Annotated in this window: 16 protein-coding genes; 10 read left to right on the top strand and 6 right to left on the bottom strand. The window is 69.0% G+C overall.

The genetic code is table 11. From position 1 onward, the window contains the following. Positions 1-2 precede the first annotated feature (2 nt). From A5727_RS17635 to eccE, 8 genes are read left to right on the top strand one after another with little or no spacing between them, the layout of a single operon-like run. Positions 3-314: a PE family protein gene (locus A5727_RS17635; RefSeq protein ID WP_068252324.1), complete on the top strand. Its 312-nt coding sequence runs from the start codon at positions 3-5 to the stop codon at positions 312-314. Then, entirely contained in the window at positions 315-1,874 is a 1,560-nt protein-coding gene (locus A5727_RS17630) for a PPE family protein (RefSeq protein ID WP_068252320.1), read from the top strand. It begins immediately after the preceding gene. A gap of 45 nt (positions 1,875-1,919) precedes the next feature. Beyond that, complete coding sequence (locus A5727_RS17625; RefSeq protein WP_068252316.1) at positions 1,920-2,213, top strand: type VII secretion protein EsxS; 294 nt, start codon at positions 1,920-1,922, stop codon at positions 2,211-2,213. Beyond that, entirely contained in the window at positions 2,213-2,500 is a 288-nt protein-coding gene (locus A5727_RS17620) for a WXG100 family type VII secretion target (protein ID WP_068252313.1), read from the top strand. The genes A5727_RS17625 and A5727_RS17620 overlap by 1 nt, the downstream gene beginning before the upstream one ends. Before the next feature lie 21 nt (positions 2,501-2,521). After that, positions 2,522-3,367 carry an ESX secretion-associated protein EspG gene (locus A5727_RS17615; protein ID WP_068252311.1) on the top strand — a complete coding sequence of 282 codons (846 nt, stop codon included), beginning with the start codon at positions 2,522-2,524 and terminating at the stop codon, positions 3,365-3,367. 29 nt (positions 3,368-3,396) lie between these two features. Further along, positions 3,397-4,815, top strand: a complete 1,419-nt coding sequence (gene eccD, locus A5727_RS17610; protein WP_068252308.1) for a type VII secretion integral membrane protein EccD — start codon at positions 3,397-3,399, stop codon at positions 4,813-4,815. Continuing rightward, positions 4,812-6,197 carry a type VII secretion-associated serine protease mycosin gene (mycP, locus tag A5727_RS17605; RefSeq protein ID WP_068252305.1) on the top strand — a complete coding sequence of 462 codons (1,386 nt, stop codon included), beginning with the start codon at positions 4,812-4,814 and terminating at the stop codon, positions 6,195-6,197. The genes eccD and mycP overlap by 4 nt, the downstream gene beginning before the upstream one ends. Continuing rightward, entirely contained in the window at positions 6,194-7,156 is a 963-nt protein-coding gene (gene eccE, locus A5727_RS17600; protein WP_068252300.1) for a type VII secretion protein EccE, read from the top strand. The genes mycP and eccE overlap by 4 nt, the downstream gene beginning before the upstream one ends. A 10-nt stretch (positions 7,157-7,166) precedes the next feature. Here eccE and A5727_RS17595 read toward each other — a convergent pair whose 3' ends face one another. Both A5727_RS17595 and A5727_RS17590 read right to left on the bottom strand, forming a co-directional pair. Next, on the bottom strand, positions 7,167-8,366 hold the full coding sequence (locus tag A5727_RS17595) for an alpha/beta hydrolase family protein (RefSeq protein ID WP_068252296.1): 1,200 nt from the start codon (positions 8,364-8,366) through the stop codon (positions 7,167-7,169). 26 nt (positions 8,367-8,392) lie between these two features. Continuing rightward, positions 8,393-9,271: an amidohydrolase family protein gene (locus tag A5727_RS17590; RefSeq protein ID WP_082949872.1), complete on the bottom strand. Its 879-nt coding sequence runs from the start codon at positions 9,269-9,271 to the stop codon at positions 8,393-8,395. A 19-nt stretch (positions 9,272-9,290) separates the two neighbouring features. On the opposite strand from A5727_RS17590, the gene A5727_RS17585 reads away from it, so the two are divergent. Beyond that, positions 9,291-10,055, top strand: coding sequence for a trans-aconitate 2-methyltransferase (locus tag A5727_RS17585; RefSeq protein ID WP_068252290.1), 765 nt, complete (start codon positions 9,291-9,293; stop codon positions 10,053-10,055). A gap of 87 nt (positions 10,056-10,142) precedes the next feature. On the opposite strand, the gene A5727_RS17580 is transcribed toward A5727_RS17585, so the two are convergent. After that, positions 10,143-11,081: a hypothetical protein gene (locus A5727_RS17580; protein WP_157521435.1), complete on the bottom strand. Its 939-nt coding sequence runs from the start codon at positions 11,079-11,081 to the stop codon at positions 10,143-10,145. A gap of 136 nt (positions 11,082-11,217) precedes the next feature. Here A5727_RS17580 and A5727_RS17575 point away from each other — a divergent pair, with 136 nt between their 5' ends. After that, on the top strand, positions 11,218-11,808 hold the full coding sequence (locus tag A5727_RS17575; protein ID WP_157521439.1) for a phosphatase PAP2 family protein: 591 nt from the start codon (positions 11,218-11,220) through the stop codon (positions 11,806-11,808). Here A5727_RS17575 and A5727_RS17570 read toward each other — a convergent pair. From A5727_RS17570 to A5727_RS27900, 3 genes are all read right to left on the bottom strand, one after another. Next, complete coding sequence (locus A5727_RS17570; protein WP_068252284.1) at positions 11,762-13,249, bottom strand: bifunctional phosphatase PAP2/diacylglycerol kinase family protein; 1,488 nt, start codon at positions 13,247-13,249, stop codon at positions 11,762-11,764. The two genes, A5727_RS17575 and A5727_RS17570, sit on opposite strands and share 47 nt — an antisense overlap. 23 nt (positions 13,250-13,272) lie before the next feature. Further along, complete coding sequence (locus A5727_RS17565; protein ID WP_068252281.1) at positions 13,273-14,202, bottom strand: hypothetical protein; 930 nt, start codon at positions 14,200-14,202, stop codon at positions 13,273-13,275. Further along, positions 14,199-15,446 (bottom strand): DUF5631 domain-containing protein (locus A5727_RS27900; RefSeq protein WP_197507691.1); only part of this gene is annotated, 1,248 nt, incomplete at its 5' end. The genes A5727_RS17565 and A5727_RS27900, both read right to left, overlap by 4 nt.

Below are 15,446 nucleotides of genomic sequence, written 5' to 3'. Positions count from 1 at the left end.
CCATGACGCTCCGTGTGATTCCCGAAGGTCTGGTGGCCACCAGTGCCGCGGTGGAGTCGTTGACGGCCCGGCTCGCCGCCGCGCACGCCGCGGCCGCTCCACTCATCAGTGCGGTAACTCCGCCTGCGGCCGACCCGGTTTCGTTGCAGACCGCCGCCGGATTCAGTGCGCAGGGCCTTGAGCACTCCGCCGTCGCGGCGCAGGGAGTCGAGGAGTTGGGCCGCTCGGGCGTCGGGGTCGGCGAGTCCGGCACCAGTTATGCCACCGGCGACCTGCAGGCCGCCTCCACCTACCTGATCGCCCGCGGGGTCTAGATGACCGCGCCCGTCTGGTTCGCGTCGCCTCCCGAGGTGCACTCGGCGCTGCTGTCCAGCGGTCCCGGTCCCGGAGCGCTGTTGGCCGCCGCGGGTGCGTGGAGCAGCCTGAGCGCCGAGTATTCGGCAGCGGCGGCTGAACTCTCGGCTCTGCTCGGCTCGGTGCAGGCCGGATCCTGGGAAGGGCCCAGCGCGGAGCAGTACGTCGCCGCCCACGCCCCCTATCTGGCGTGGCTCAACCAGGCCGCGGTGAACAGCGCCGGCGTGGCCGCCGAGCACACCACGGCCGCGGCGGCCTACACCACGGCGCTGGCGACCATGCCGACGCTGGCCGAACTCGCGGCCAACCACGCCATCCACGGCGTCCTGATCGCGACGAACTTCTTCGGCATCAACACCATTCCGATCGCGCTCAACGAGGCCGACTACGTTCGGATGTGGATCCAGGCCGCCACCACGATGAGCACGTACCAGGCGATCAGCACGGTCGCCCTGGCGAGCGCGCCGAGGACCACGCCCGCGCCGTTCGTGCTGACCCCGGGAGTCGGCGAGGTCGGCACCATGATGGCCGACCTGACGCAGATGGGCGCGCAGGCCCAGGCGACGGAATCGGGCACGGCGCTGGAGAGTTCCGAGAGCAGCCTGCCGGACTGGTTGCGGTCCTACCTGGAGAGCCTTCCCGGTGGGGAAGAACTCGTCAGGTTCTTCGAAGATCCGCTGGGCATCCTCCAGCAGATGATCACCGATTTCGCCACCAACCCGACGGCAGCGCTGACAGCCTGGGGCCCATTGCTTTTCGCGCTGGGATGGCAGGTGATCTCGTGGATCGGCGCCTTGACCGTCTACCCGACGCTGCTGCTCTCTCCGCTGCTGCTGCCGGTGGTGCTCGGGCTGGGCATCCCGGCCATCGTGGCATTGGCCGAACACCTCACGCGGACTCCGGTGCTGCTCGAGGAGCCGCCAGCCGAGCCGGCCGCGCCGGTTCGCACCGAGCAGCAGTGGCCGCTGGCCAACGTGCCGGGGCCGACCGCGCCCGCGACAGGCGGGGCCGGTGCGCCGCCCGCGCCGATGTCCGGCGGCGCGACGGCGACCCCCGCACCTGCCGCAGGCGCCGAGATGATCGGCTACGCCGTCCGCGGTGACGACCCGGGCGAGGGCTTCTGGCCGACACTGACCGACCGCACCGGCGCCAAGGCGCCGGCTTCGGACATGGCTGCCGCCGCGGCCGCGGCAGCACTGGCCTCGACCCGCGAGAAGTCCCGTGCCCGGCGGCGCCGTGGTGCCGGGGTCAAGGACCGCGGGCACCGCGACGAATACATGACCATGGACGACGGACGGTCGACCCCGCCCGAGCCCGCCCCGCAGCCGACGACGTCGGCGTCGACCGCGGGCGCGGGCCGGCTGGGCGCCGCCGGAGGTTTCACGGGCACCGAGACCAAGGAGACGGCGGGCGAGGCCACCGGGTTGACCACCCTCGACGACGACTCCTTCGGGAACGGCCCCACCACGCCCATGCTGCCCAACAGCTGGGGAGAGGGGGCACCGCCTGAACGTCCGTAGTCACAGAACCGTTTTGTTGATCAGACTGATTGGAGACCAACGAGCATGAGTCTTCTCGACGCTCACATCCCCCAGATCATCGCCTCGGAGTCGGCGTTCGGCGCGAAGACCGCGCTTATGCGCAGCACCATCGCACAGGCCGAGCAGGCCGCGATGTCCGCGCAGGGCTTCCACATGGGCGAGTCCTCGGCCGCGTTCCAGGCCGCCCACGCGCGCTTCGTCGAGGTCGCCGCCAAGGTGAACACGCTGCTCGACGTCGCGCAGGCCAACCTGGGCGAGGCCGGTGCGACCTACGTCGCCGAGGATGCCGCCGCCGCCAGCACCTACGGAGGTTTCTGATGTCCCAGATCATGTACAACTACCCGGCGATGCTCGGCCACGCCGGCGACATGGGCGCCTACGCGGGCACGCTGCAGGCGCTCGGCGCCGACATCGCCACCGAGCAGGCCGCCCTGCAGAACGCCTGGCTGGGCGACACCGGTATGACCTACCAGGCCTGGCAGGCGCAGTGGAACACGGCGATGGAGGAGTTGGTGCGCGCGTACCGGGCGATGGCCACGACGCACGAGACCAACACGATGTCGATGCAGGCGCGCGACGCCGCCGAAGGTGCTAAGTGGGGCTGACAGTCCTCATCGGAGTGACCAGTGGCGCCTAATGCGGTCGAACTGACCGTCGAGGCGGCCTGGTTCATCGCGGACACGGTGGGCGCCGGCACCTTCCCCTGGGTGCTGGCGATCACCCCGCCGTACCGCGACGGCTCTGAGCGGGCGGCGTTCGTCGCCCGCCAGACCGAACACCTCACCCGACTGGGTGTGATGACCGACGGCGGGATCGACCCGGCCGTCGAGCAGTGGATCCGGGTGGTCTGCCACCCACAGCGCTGGCTCGAACTGCGTTTCGTCGGACGGGGATCCGAGGCCACCGATCTGCTGCGGGGGATCGTGGCGTGCCGGGACGGGCGGATCGTGGTGGCGCTGCGCAACGCCCATCTCGTGACGTTCACCGCCGTCGACATCGCGGATCCGCACGGTCTGGTGCCCGTGGTCACGGTGGGTCTGTCGAATCGGCGGCCCGCCTCGTTCGACGAGTTCGCGATGCCGGCCCGAGTGGGTGCCCGCGCCGACGAGCAGTTGCGCCGGGGCGCCGAACTGTCCTCGGTGATGGAGTACCTCGGCATCCCTGAATCCGCGCATGCTGTGGTCCAGGCGGTCTTCGCGGGGGCCCGAAGCTACGTCGAGATCGTCGCGGGTCAGCGCCGGGACGCCACACAGAACACCTCCGAGGTCGGTGTCGCGATCTTCGACACCACCGAAGGCCGGGTGCTGGTCAGTCCCACCCGCGCCTACGACGGCGAATGGGTCTCCACGTTCACACCTGGGACACCGTTCGCGATTGCACTTGCACTTCAGAACTTGACCGCGACACTGCCTGACGGCCAATGGTTCCCGTCGGCGAACCTCGCCAGAGACTTCACCACGCTGAAAAGCTGACCGACACCAAGCTGAGAGAGAACGAACAGATGACAGACATCTCCGGGGCGACTGTTGCCACTCCGGTCCTGCCGATCGTGCGCGTCGCGATCCTGGCCGACAGCCGCATCACCGAAGTGGCGCTGCCTGCCCAGGTGCCGCTGCGCGAGATCATGCCCGCGGTGTTCAGGCTGCTGCCCGAGCACGACGAGGAGCAGGAGGACACCGGGGTCCCGCGTCGGCTCAGCCTGGCCCCGATCGGCGGGGCGACGTTCTCTCTCGATGCCACCCTCGACACTGTCGGGGTCGTCGACGGTGATCTGCTTGCGCTGCAGCCTGTTCCCGCCGGTCCCGCCGCACCGGGGATCGTCGAGGACATCGCGGACGCCGCAGTGATCTTCTCCGAGTCCAGGACTCGGCCGTGGGGCGCCCAACACATCGAGAAGGCGGCCCGCGCGGCGGTTGTCGCGGTGCTGCTGGCCGGCACCGGGCTGGCCGTCGCCCATCGGTTGGCCACCGGTCACGCGGTGGGCCTCTACGCCGTGGCGGCACTGGCCGCGCTTGCGGTGGTGGCCGCACTTCTGCTGCGCGCGCGCTCGGCGCAGCCCGCGGCCGAATTGGCGGCTGTCGCGCTGATCCCGGTCGGCGCTGCCTTCGCACTGGCGGTGCCCGGTGAATTCGGCGCCGCCCAGGTCATTCTCGCGGCCGCGGGGGTGACCGCCTGGTCGCTGATCAGCCTGATCCTGTCGGAGCGCGCGCTGTCCTTCTTCACCGCGACCACCGTCATCGGGTTCGGTGTGCTTCTCGCCGGCGCCGCCTCCGCGATCTGGGACCTGCCCCTTCTCGCCCTCGGTTGCGGCCTGCTCGTGCTGGCCCTTCTGGTCACCGTCCAGGCCGCTCAGCTGTCCGCGGTGTGGGCGCGCCTGCCGCTTCCGGTGATCCCCGCGCCCGGCGACCCGGCGCCGACGGCGCCCTCGATCAAGGTCCTCGAGGACCTGCCGCGCCGCGTCCGCATCAGCGACGCGCATCAGACCGGATTCATCGCAGGTGCCGTCGTGCTGTCGGTCCTGGGGTCGCTTGCCGTCATCGGCGACGCCACGGCAATCCGCCCCGCGGCCTGGTACGTCGTGATCGCCACCGCCGTCGCGGCCGTGCTGCGGGCCCGAGTCTGGGACAGCGCGGCGTGCAAGGCGTGGCTGTTGGCCCAGCCGTACCTGGCCGGTGTCTGCCTGCTCGTGCTGTTCGCCGTCCAGGGCCACTACTGGCCGGCCCTGTGGACGTTTGTCGTGCTGGCCCTCGCGGCGCTGGTGTGGGTGTTTGTCGCGGCGAACCCGAAACTAGCCTCGCCGGAGACCTATTCGCTGCCACTGCGGCGCCTGGTCGGGTTCCTCGGCGCGGGTATCGACGCCTCGCTCATTCCGGTGATGGCCTTCCTGGTCGGACTGTTCAGCTGGGTTCTCAATCGATGATCCGAGTGCTTCGGCTCGGGCTCAGGGCCACGGCGGCGGCGTCTGCGGCGGTCCTGCTGATGAGCCCGAGCGCGTGGGCGATCACCCCGCCCTCCGTCGATCCCGACGTGGCGCCGCCCTCCGGGAACCCCGGCCCCACACCGGGGATGCAGCAGCAGGGCGAGTGCGTCACGACGGGTGTGCTTCCCGGCACCGATCCGGCGGCGGGGTCCCCGAGCCAGCGGATGCTCAATCTCGCTGACGCCTGGGCGTTCTCGCGCGGAGCCGGCCAGACCGTGGCTGTGATCGACACCGGGGTCAAGCCCGGACCGCGGCTGCCCAACGTCGAGGCGGGCGGTGACTTCCTCGGCAACACCGACGGGCTCACCGACTGCGACGGGCACGGCACCCTGGTGGCCGGGGTCATCGCCGGACAGCCCGGCGATGACGAATTCTCCGGTGTCGCACCGGAAGCGCGCCTGTTGTCCATCCGTCAGACCTCGGCGCGGTTCTCGCTGCGCACCCAGGGTGGGGACCCCGCCATCGAGCGGGCGTCGGCCGACATCGCCGCGATGGCCCGTGCGGTGGTGCACGCCGCAGACCGTGGCGCACGCATCATCAACATCTCCTCGGTCACATGCCTGCCGGTGAACAACCCGGTCGATCAGGCGGCCCTCGGTGCCGCGCTGCGCTACGCCGCCGTCGACAAGGACGCTGTGATCGTGGCCGCGGCCGGAAACGACACCGGCCCCAACTGGATCTCCGGTGGCCAGACGTGCCAGTCCAATCCGATCAACCGCGCCACGGACCCCGAGGACACCCGGAACTGGGCGGGTGTCGGTGTCGTGTCCGCGCCGTCGTGGTGGCAGCCGTATGTGCTCTCGGTCGGTTCCCTGACCCCGACAGGCCAGCCGTCGAAGTTCACGATGACCGGTCCGTGGGTCGGAATCTCCGCTCCCGGCGAGAACATCGTCTCCATCGGCAACGGGGACGGTGGCCTGGTCAACGGGGTGCCCACCGACCGGGGTCCCATGCGGACTGTCGACGGCACCAGCTTCGCGGCGGCCTACGTGTCCGGCGTTGCGGCCCTGGTCCGCAGCCGGTTCCCCGAACTTCCTGCGGCGCAGGTGATCCAGCGTCTGACAGCGACCGCGCACAACGGTGCTCGCGAGCCCTCCAACGTGGTGGGGGCGGGGACCCTCGACCCCGTCGCGGCCCTGACGTGGGAGTTGGCGCCTGGTGATCCGAACCCCGCCGTCAGCACCCAGATCGCGGCGCCCGTGGAGGCGCCGCCCGAGAACCACACGCCGCGCAACATCGCGTTCGCCGGCACGGCCGCCCTGGCGGTGGCCGTGGCCGCGACGGCCTATGCGGCACATCGACGAAAGGAACGTTCGCAGTGAGGATCGTCTGGCCGGGACCCGGTCGACTCACCCTGGCACTGCTGGCCATCGTGCCCGCGGCCATGGCCTATCCATGGCAGACGGTGACCGGCAGGTGGCTGCTCGGGATTGCCGTCGTGCTCTCGATCATCCTGTTCGGGTGGTGGCGCGGACAGCATTTCACCACGATCGTGCGACGCCGGATGGCGCTGCTCGGGGCCCGCAGCGGCGGGGGAGCGCATCACCTGGTGGCTCAGGGCAATGCCGACGCACGCACCACGGCGGTCCTGCGGGTGCTGCCGGACAGCGACGGTGAACTGCCCCTGCCGGTGATCGCGAGTTACCTCGACCGCTACGGTCTGCGATGCGACGCGGCCCGAATCACCAGCCGGGACAACGCCGTCGGCCGCACCACGTGGGTGGGGTTGACCATGTCGGCGGCCGCCAACCTGCCCGCCCTGCAGGCCCGGTCGGCCAGGATCCCGCTGCGCGAGACCGCCGAGACCACGCTGCGCCGTCTCGCCGACCATCTTCGTGAACTCGGCTGGCAGGTCAGCACCACCGAGGCCGACGTGCCGGATCTGCTCGGCCCCGAGGCCAAGGAGAAGTGGCGCGCCATCCAGGACGGCACGCAGGGCTGCATCGCGGCTTACAGCCTGCCGGTGGATGATTCGCTGTCGGACACGCTGGCCGCCCTGGCGGATCTGCCGCCGTCGTCGGCGAAGGAGGTGTGGACCACGCTCGTCGTCACGCCCGGCGGCCGGGTGTCGGCCGCATGCGCCATCCGCACCGGCGAGCTCCCCGGGAAGTCGGTTCCGATGCCCGGCCTGGTCGCGCTGGGTGGGCGTCAGCGCGCCTCGCTGTACGCGATCGCGCCCGACGCTGTCGACGTCGTGGCGCCGTCCCCCGGTTCGGCCGGTGCGGTCGACGTTCTGGCGTCCGTGCGTTGGCCCGCTGGTCGCAAGGCGGTCAAAGCTTAGCGGCTGCTTTTCAGAACATCAGCGGAGCAAGGAACTTCGTCATCCGCCGCAGGTACTCCGGTTGGCTCACATGCAGGATGTGGTTGCCCGGGAACCAGTGCAGTTGGCAGCGGTCCCAGTGTTCCCACAGGGCTTCGGCCTGCTCCGGGGGAGCGAGGCGGTCACCGAGGCCGGTGATGATCAGTCGCCGGTCCTTGGGGACCTTCGGTGTGTATGTCAGCGGTGAGTGGAAGGCCGAGGACGCGAACGCCTCCTCGCGGGTGATCCCGCTGGCGTAGCGGCCGAACTCCACCAGCTTGTTGGCCGGCCACCAGTCGTCGAACGCCGACTCCGGGTTGACCACAGGCACATTCGGGATGACGGCCTGCAGGCGGTCATCGGCGCTGGCGATCAACGACGAGGTGTAGCCGCCCAGCGACATCCCGGTGAGCGCGATCTTCTCGACGCCCGTGGACTCGAGGTAGTCCAGGATCGAACGGAAGTCGTGCACGGCCTGGGCCATGGCCTCGGCCATGCCCGCCATGCCGTTGGAGAAGAAACCGTAGCCGCTGAACGGTGAGTAGCGTTCGGCGCGTCGGCCGTGGAACGGCAGCGTGTAGAGGAGCACGTCGAATCCCGTGCGGTAGAACCACGGCAGCGAGAAGAACAGGCCGTTGACCAGGTACGGCGATCCGAGGAAGCCGTGGATGACGCACAGCGTGGGATGTGGGCCGTCGTCGTGGCGCCAGTGTTGGGCGTGCACGACGTTGTTTCGGTTCAGCCCGCGCCACAGGTTGCGCATACCCGGATTGAGGGCCTCGTAGCTGCTCTGGAACTGCACGTGTTCGACGTTGCCGTGCGCCACCCACCGGGCCACCGCATTGGCCGGTTTCACCGATACGCGTGGTTCCGCGACGGGCCTCGGGAACGATTTCGCCGCATCGTGTTCCGCGGCGAGGTCGGCATAGAACCGAAGGTGCTCGCGCTCCTGACGGAGGTTGGATCCGCGCAGCACGCCCGCAACGACAGGCGGAAGCATGGCGCCACCCACCAGGGATGCGACACCGGTGCGAAGTCCCAGGTCGGCCACGGCCGAGGCGTCGACGACGAGACGTTGCGCAAGAGTCAATTCCGAGCGGTCGGGCAGCCCGCGTTCCCCGGCGTCGGCGCCTGGTACGTCGGGAACGGGGATAGGCGGATCGACCGGTTCAGCTTCAACACTGGAGCCCACGATCCCGATGGTAGCCCTGCGCCTCCTCAGGTGAGGCCGAACAGCCTGGCTCCGTTGCCGTAGAAGACATTCGCAAGCCAGTTGTCGTCGGCCACCTCGAGATCCACGATGGCCTGCATCGCCTCGGCGTAGCTGTAGGGGATGTTCGGGAAGTCGCTGCCGAACAGAATTCGATCGCCGAGATCGCGGAGGCGGTGCAGGTGATCGGTGGGAAACGGACTCATCTCTTCGGCGAAACGCGTGAACGCCATGGTCGTGTCCAGGCAGACCTGCGGATAGTCGTCACAGATGTCGAGGAATTCGGCGTACTCCGGCATCCCCATGTGTGCGATCACCAGCTTCAGTCGCGGATGGCGCCGCAGCAGTGTGCGGATGCGGTCGGGGCCGGTGAAAGCTCCGGGCGCCGGCCCTGAGCCGCAGTGGATGACGACCGGACGGTCGTGATCGGTCAGTGTGCCCCACACCCCGTCGAGCAGGGGATCGTTGGGATCGTAGGCGCCGACCTGGACGTGCGCCTTGAACACCCGAGCACCCGAGACGATCGCGGCCTGGACGTAGTCACGCGCATCCGGTTCCGGGTAGAACGTCGCGGTGTGAACGCAGTCCGGTGTCAGGGTCGCGAACTGCGCGGCCCAACTGTTGAGCCATTCGGCCATCTGCGGTTTGTGCGCGTAGATCAGGGAGGTGAAGGCGTGCACGCCGAACCGGCGCAGGGTGTGCACGCGGTCCTCTTCGGCGGCGCGGTAGCGGATGGGCCACTGGCGGCCCGTCAGAGGGCCGGCCGAGTCGAAGTACTGCCAGACCTTGTCCATCACGTTCTTCGGCATGAAGTGGGTGTGCACGTCGACGATCCCCGGCAGGCCCAGGTCCTGCCAGATGCGGCGTACCGATTCGAAGTCGTCCATCGTCATAGAGGATGTCACCATGTGGAACCCCGACGCCTACCTGGCCTTCGCGGACCACCGGGGGAGAGCGTTCTTCGACCTGACGTCGCGTATCGGCGCCACCGCACCGCGGCGCGTCGCGGATCTGGGCTGCGGGCCGGGCAATCTGACCGTCACGCTGGGCCAACGGTGGCCGAACGCGGTGCTCGAAGCCGTCGACTCCGCGCCGGAGATGGTCGCAGCCGCGCGCGAGAGGGGTCTGGACGCCGTCGTGGGCGACATCACCGACTGGGCCCCGGCACCCGACACCGACGTCGTGGTGTCGAACGCGGCGCTGCAGTGGGTGCCGTCGCATCGTGATGTTCTTGTGCGATGGGTGTCTCTGCTGGCCCCCGGGGCGTGGATCGCGATGCAGGTGCCGGGGAACTTCGACAATCCGTCACACCGGGCGGTCCGGGCGGTGGCTCGATCACCCGAGTTCGCAGATGACTTGGCCGACATCACGTTTCGTGATGGCGACGTGGTGGACACGCCGCTGCGGTACGCCGAGCTCCTCACCGACGCGGGATGTGCGGTCGATGCGTGGGAGAGCACGTATATCCACGAGCTGGCGGGGGAGACGCCGGTGCTGGATTGGATCACCGGGACCGCGTTGACCGAGGTGAAGGCGCGGTTGTCGGAACAGCGCTGGCAGGACTACCGGCGGGCGATCACCCCGCTGCTCGCGCAGGCCTATCCCGTGCGCCCGGATGGCAGGACGTTCTTCCCGTTCCGGCGGGTGTTCGTGGTGGCGCGGGTGCTCTGAGGTTCTCCCGGAGCGCAGCGTGGCAAGGTCCCCGGTTCCCCGAGGACGCCCCCGATGTTTTCGCAGTTCAGGGGGCGGGACAACCACTCAGCGGGGCAGTCCGGACTCGCCCTTGTTGTGCAGCAGATTGAGGAAATCGATCGTGTCCCACGCGGTGGTGTAGAAGTTCTCCTTGAACCGGGCCGCACCCATTTCGACATTGAGCAGATCGGCAATCTGGTCATAGCCGTAGTAGAGAATCCCGATCGGCGGCAGCGTCAGGAGCAGTTGGTTGATCGCCACCTGTGTGGCGCGCTGATCGCCTCCGATCGTCCCGCCCGCGATCTGAAGAAGCGGCACAGGCAGATTCACCCACGGAATCATCTGACTCACCCGGTATCCGGCCTCAAAGCCCTCACGCACGAACGGATCGAACACGTCGGGCGAGACACCGAGAACCACGTTGCGCACCGACAACGCCGGTCCGAACATGCCTGCGGGTGTGGGATCGGGGTCGTCGGCCCGGAACGGGTTGGTGAACGGAGCATCGGTGTCGGGGGCAGCCGCGGTGTCCGAGGCGGCCGCCGTCGTCTGGACGGCACTCAGCGGCGCCAACGCCTTCGCGGCCCTGGCGGCCTTGTCCGCCAGGACTGAATCCGACGCCGTCGCGGGGAGCTTCGGCGCCGTCGCGGTGGAGAACTGCTTCTTGAGGTTCTCGACGGCATCGGCCGGATCGAACTTCGGAAGTTCCCTGTCGACCTTGGGGAGCTTCGCCTCGGCGAACTTCTTCTGGACGTCGGCAACCCTCTTCTCGACGTCGACCCGCCGCGATTCGATGTCGGCTCTGCGTCTGTCGAGCCTCGACTCGATGTTGGCGGTCGGGGACACGCGCTGCAGCTTCTCGACCTTGGCGGTGCGCGTCGGGGTGTCGGCGCCCGTGTCGGTCTCGGCGTGTGCCGTCGCCTGGCCACCCACGGCCATCGCGACACCAACTCCAGCCGCCACTGCGGCCCCGCCGAGATATCCCACGCACTTCGCCGACGCCATCGTCATCCTTCCCAGAGACCGAAGTGCATCCTAGGGCGCCGCACTGGAAAGGGCAGCGCGCGTGGTGTGGTACGAGTGGGGAGTGACCCAACGGACGGCAGTGGCAGCAGTGGCGTCGGCGTTGATCTTCGTGGTCATGTTGGTCGGTTACCTGGTGAACTGGGCCTGGCTGCACGACTTCGACATGGCGCTGCTGCAGCCGTTCAGCAACTTCGGCCTCGAGCATCCTGCCTGGGTACGGGCCTGGGATTGGATCAGCCTGATCGGCAGCCCGATGGTGTTTCGGCTGATCACACTGGGCTTGATCGTCTGGTTCGCGGTTCGTCGCGAAGCCCGCACAGCTGTGTTCCTGCTGCTCACGGTCGAACTCAGCGCGCTGCTGACTCAAGGGGTCAAGGAGGCGGTGGACCGTCCCCGGCCGGCAACGGCACTGGTCCACGCGACATCGACGTCCTTTCCGTCCGGGCACGCCCTGGGTGTGATGGTCTGCGTTCTGGCGCTGCTGACTGTGCTCCTGCCCCGAGTCGCCGCGCAGTGGCGCACACCGCTCATCGTCCTGGGCGTGGTGCTCGTGGTGGTCATCGGTGTGGCACGGGTCGTGCTCAACGTTCATCACCCGTCCGATGTGCTGGCCGGATGGGCCCTGGGCTATCTCTACTACCTGGTGTGCCTGCCCGTGCTCAGGGTAGAGGCCGAAAAACCGGCAGCACTCGATACATCGACGTGAACGTGGCCTCGGCGTAAGCGTCGCCCACCTCGCCGTCTCGGGCCACCGGGATGGGGCCGTCGGCGCTGGTGAAGCTGAACTCGGGCACCTGCATCTCATGGTAGAGCGGGCTGCGCTCCAGGCGGCCGAACGCCAACGCCGCAAGGATCCTCACGCGGGCGAGCCGACGACCGGTCTCGAGGATCCGGACATCGATCAGTCCGTCGTCCATCCTGGTGCGCCGCGCCGGTGCGAACCCGGCTGGCAGATACACCGAATTGCCGAGGAAGAACAGCGACGTCTGCAGGGTCTTGTTGTCATAGGTGATGGTGACCGGTTCGTCATTGCGCAGCGTGTGCAGCATCGCGTAGATGCCGGCGACGGGCTTGCCCAGGCGGTGTTCGAGCTTCTCGCGAGTCTGCACGAAGAACGGGTATGCCCCGATGCTCGCGGTGTTGACGACCATGCGGGATTGGTTGAGGCACACGAGGTCGACGCACGCCACGCTGCCGTCGCGGATGGCGCCGACGGTGTCGGCCACCGTCGCGCACCCGATGTCCTTGGCGAAGTGGTTGAACGTTCCCGCGGGGAACACCGCCAACGGCAGTTTGGCGTCGACCGCCACCGCTGCGGCCGTGGACACCGTGCCGTCCCCTCCAGCGATCGCGAGAACCTCGGCCCGGGTGGCGGCGTCGCGCAGCACCTGTTCGGGATCGTCGTCTTCGCCGAGTTCGACGATCTCGGCCTTCGGCAGTGCCTCGCGCACCTCGTCGAGCACGCGGGCACCCGTTCCGCTGCCCGAGGCGGGGTTGACCACCAGAACCACGCCGGCACCGTCGGGCCGGCGCGGAGTGTCGACGACCAGGGGTTCGGTGCGGGGCAGCGTCCTCTCGACGACGGGCGGCACCAGCCTGCCACCGAGGACGGCGATGCCGGCGCCGATGCCGAAGCCGGCCACCACGTCGCCGGGATAGTGCGCACCTGTCGCGACCCGCGACAGGCCCACGAGTCCGGCGAGCAGAGCCAGCGACAGTCCCACTCCCGGGCTCTCGAGCCCGACGGCGACGGCGAAGGCCGCGGCGCTGGCCGAATGCCCCGACGGCAGCGAGTTCGACGTTGGGAACCGCTTGATCTGCCGGGGCAGGGGCACCGAGGTCCGGCTCGGCCGCGGACGCTTCCACAGGCGCTTGGCCACCTGATTCGTCACCAGGCTGGTGACCGCGAGGGTCACGACGCCGCGCGCCGCGCCGCGTCGGGCGCCCGGGTTGCCCGAAGCGAGCAGGATCGCCGCGATCGCGAACCACAGCTTGGAGTGGTCGGCGGCGCGGGTGAGCGGCGGCATGACCGTGTCGAGAAGTGGTGTGGGCGAGTCGGCGATGGCCTCGAACACCTCACGATCGAGGGTTCCCAGGCCTTGGGTGATCTGTCGGATTCCGCGATTGCGTTGCCAGGGCAGATTCATCCAACCCAGGCTAGCTGTTCGATTCAGGAAGTGGGTTCGTCGGCGGCTTTGCCGGAGTTCTTGTCGCTCGGAATCACGATGCGACGGGTGGCGACGGTCTTGCCTTCCACCTGCTTGGAGACCGTTGGAGCGGTCGGTGGCGCGGAGACCCGGCCGGTGACCGGTGTGCCGTTCTTGACCGATGGGACGGAGACCTTTTTGGTGGCGGTCTTGTCGTCCTTGTCTCCGGCGCCGCCGCCCTGCATCGCGCCCGGCGGCATCATCGGGTAACCGCCCATGCCTCCGACTGGGGCCGTGGGTGCCGCAGGTGCCGCCGGGGCGGACGGGATCGCGCCGGCCCGTGCCGACGTCGGCGTCGTCGACGCCCCGGGAGGCGCTGCCGGGCCGAGCATCGACATCGGTGTCGTGCCGCCCACGCCGCCTCCGCCGCCGGACCCGCCAGCCTCCTCCAAACCTTCTGCGCCGCCGCCCATCTCGTCCCAGGCGGCGGCATCGAATGCCTCCGGTCCGATCTCTGCTGCCGACTCACCGAGATCACCCATGCCCTGCTGCAGGAAGCCCTGGATGGACTGCGCGAGTTGCTGGGGCATCTCGGTGAGTGGCTTCAGGGCCCCGCCCACCGCCCCCGCGAGTCCACCGGCGATACCGCTGGCCATCTGCGGAATCTGTTCGGCCATCTTGCTGACCTCCTGCAACTGCGCCTGCGACTTCGCCTCATTCTCGGGGAACTTCGTCAGGGCATCCTTGGTCAGCGCTTGGCGTTCGGCGTACCCCTTCTGCAGGTCGGCGATGTCTTTGGGGTCGTCACCGTTGGCGGCGGCGATCAGTGCGGCCAGGATCTGCTCCACCCAGACCGTGGCCGGGCCCATCATGTCGGGAGTGATCCCGGGTGGGGGCGGTACGAGGTCCGCCACGGAGTAGCTGTGGCCGTCGTATTCGATCTCGCCGGTCATCGTCCCCCCTGCAATGCCTGGAACCAGGCGAAGTGGTAGTTCACGGTGGTCTTTCGGCCCGCGATCAGAGCGTCGATCGCGGCCAGCAGCTGCCAGTTGCCGATCTGGTGCTGATCGGTGTCGGGGTAGGCCACAAGCACCCTCTGCGCCTGGGCGTGGAGGTGTTCACGCAGGAGTTCGGCCTCGGTGTCGAGGATGCCGGTGCCGGCGACTCCTGCCTTGGCGAGAGTGTGGGCCAGCCTCGGCAGGCCGTCGCGCCAGTTGGCGGCCTGTGTCAGCTCCCAGTTGAGGTCGTCCACCTGGGGAAGGTCGCGGGACCGGATCGACATCGGCATCTGATCCACGTCTTTGGCGTCCGGAAGGAACTGGCCTGGGCTCCAGCTCTCGACGACCGCGGTGTCGGTGAGCAGTGCCTCCAGGCCTGCCGGTCGGCGTGCTGGTGGCAGAACTGTTGTTCCCGTGGGGATTTCGACGTGTGGAGGAATCCACCCACTGGCGAGATCGGTGACCAGGACCGTCGTGCCGTCCTCGCGTTCGCCAACGGCCCAGCGCAGGTTCGGTTCCTGGCGGGCGACGGCTTCGAGCAGATTCTGCAGTCTGGTTCGCTTGGCGGCTTCCGCGGAGGTGGCGCCGGCGACGGCACCTGCGGACGTCGCGACGGCGGTTTCGGTGAGACCCGTCGGTGCGACCGGCGGTGTCTGGGCGGGCGCGGGCTGTTGGCGTACGACGGCCTGCTGGTTGAGGGCGCTTGCGCCTGCCGACGGATTGACCGGCGCTGAGGCCGGGGCGGCGGCCAGTGGAGGGGGTGGGGCCGGTGCGGCGGCGACGGGCGGTCGGAGATCGGCACCGTAGGCCGGGAGTGCTGCGCTCGGTACGGCTGGGCCTGCGATGGGGCCCGCCGGTGGGATCGGGGCGGCGGGTGCGACTGGGGCGACCGGGGCGGCGTACATCGCTGGAGACTCGGCGGACTGCGCGGTCTCGACGCTGGGTGTGGGCGCGTCGAAGATGGCGTGGCCCGACGAGGGGGCGGTCGGCGGCGAGTAACTGCTCGCGGAGGATGCGAAGTCCGGTGGCGGGGTGGGTGTCGGGTGGAACGCCGTGTCCATCACGTTCTGGGTGAGCGCTTCTGTGCCGGTGGACAACGGCATCCCCATGTCCATGCCCTTGGTGAAACTGTCGGTGAACTGTTGTGGACCGAAAGTTGTTGGGGCGGTGGGGATGCTGGGGGTGGAAGCTGCGATGGG

Origin of the sequence: Mycobacterium sp. ACS4331 (assembly GCF_001667265.1) — a bacterium.
Classification (GTDB): Bacteria; Actinomycetota; Actinomycetes; order Mycobacteriales; family Mycobacteriaceae; genus Mycobacterium.
The sequence above is the reverse complement of the archived record's forward strand: the minus strand, read 5'-3'. Positions and strand labels throughout refer to the sequence as shown.

What these genes read in the sequence shown, in the direction of transcription:
- A5727_RS17570 (WP_068252284.1), bottom strand. Translation starts at nt 13,249, where the DNA reads ATGAATCTGCCCTGGCAACGCAATCGCGGAATCCGACAGATCACCCAA.
- A5727_RS17635 (WP_068252324.1), top strand. Translation starts at nt 3, where the DNA reads ATGACGCTCCGTGTGATTCCCGAAGGTCTGGTGGCCACCAGTGCCGCG.
- A5727_RS17565 (WP_068252281.1), bottom strand. Translation starts at nt 14,202, where the DNA reads ATGACCGGCGAGATCGAATACGACGGCCACAGCTACTCCGTGGCGGAC.
- eccD (WP_068252308.1), top strand. Translation starts at nt 3,397, where the DNA reads ATGACAGACATCTCCGGGGCGACTGTTGCCACTCCGGTCCTGCCGATC.
- mycP (WP_068252305.1), top strand. Translation starts at nt 4,812, where the DNA reads ATGATCCGAGTGCTTCGGCTCGGGCTCAGGGCCACGGCGGCGGCGTCT.
- A5727_RS17630 (WP_068252320.1), top strand. Translation starts at nt 315, where the DNA reads ATGACCGCGCCCGTCTGGTTCGCGTCGCCTCCCGAGGTGCACTCGGCG.
- A5727_RS17580 (WP_157521435.1), bottom strand. Translation starts at nt 11,081, where the DNA reads ATGGCGTCGGCGAAGTGCGTGGGATATCTCGGCGGGGCCGCAGTGGCG.
- A5727_RS17620 (WP_068252313.1), top strand. Translation starts at nt 2,213, where the DNA reads ATGTCCCAGATCATGTACAACTACCCGGCGATGCTCGGCCACGCCGGC.
- A5727_RS17625 (WP_068252316.1), top strand. Translation starts at nt 1,920, where the DNA reads ATGAGTCTTCTCGACGCTCACATCCCCCAGATCATCGCCTCGGAGTCG.
- A5727_RS17585 (WP_068252290.1), top strand. Translation starts at nt 9,291, where the DNA reads ATGTGGAACCCCGACGCCTACCTGGCCTTCGCGGACCACCGGGGGAGA.
- A5727_RS17590 (WP_082949872.1), bottom strand. Translation starts at nt 9,271, where the DNA reads ATGGACGACTTCGAATCGGTACGCCGCATCTGGCAGGACCTGGGCCTG.
- A5727_RS17575 (WP_157521439.1), top strand. Translation starts at nt 11,218, where the DNA reads ATGTTGGTCGGTTACCTGGTGAACTGGGCCTGGCTGCACGACTTCGAC.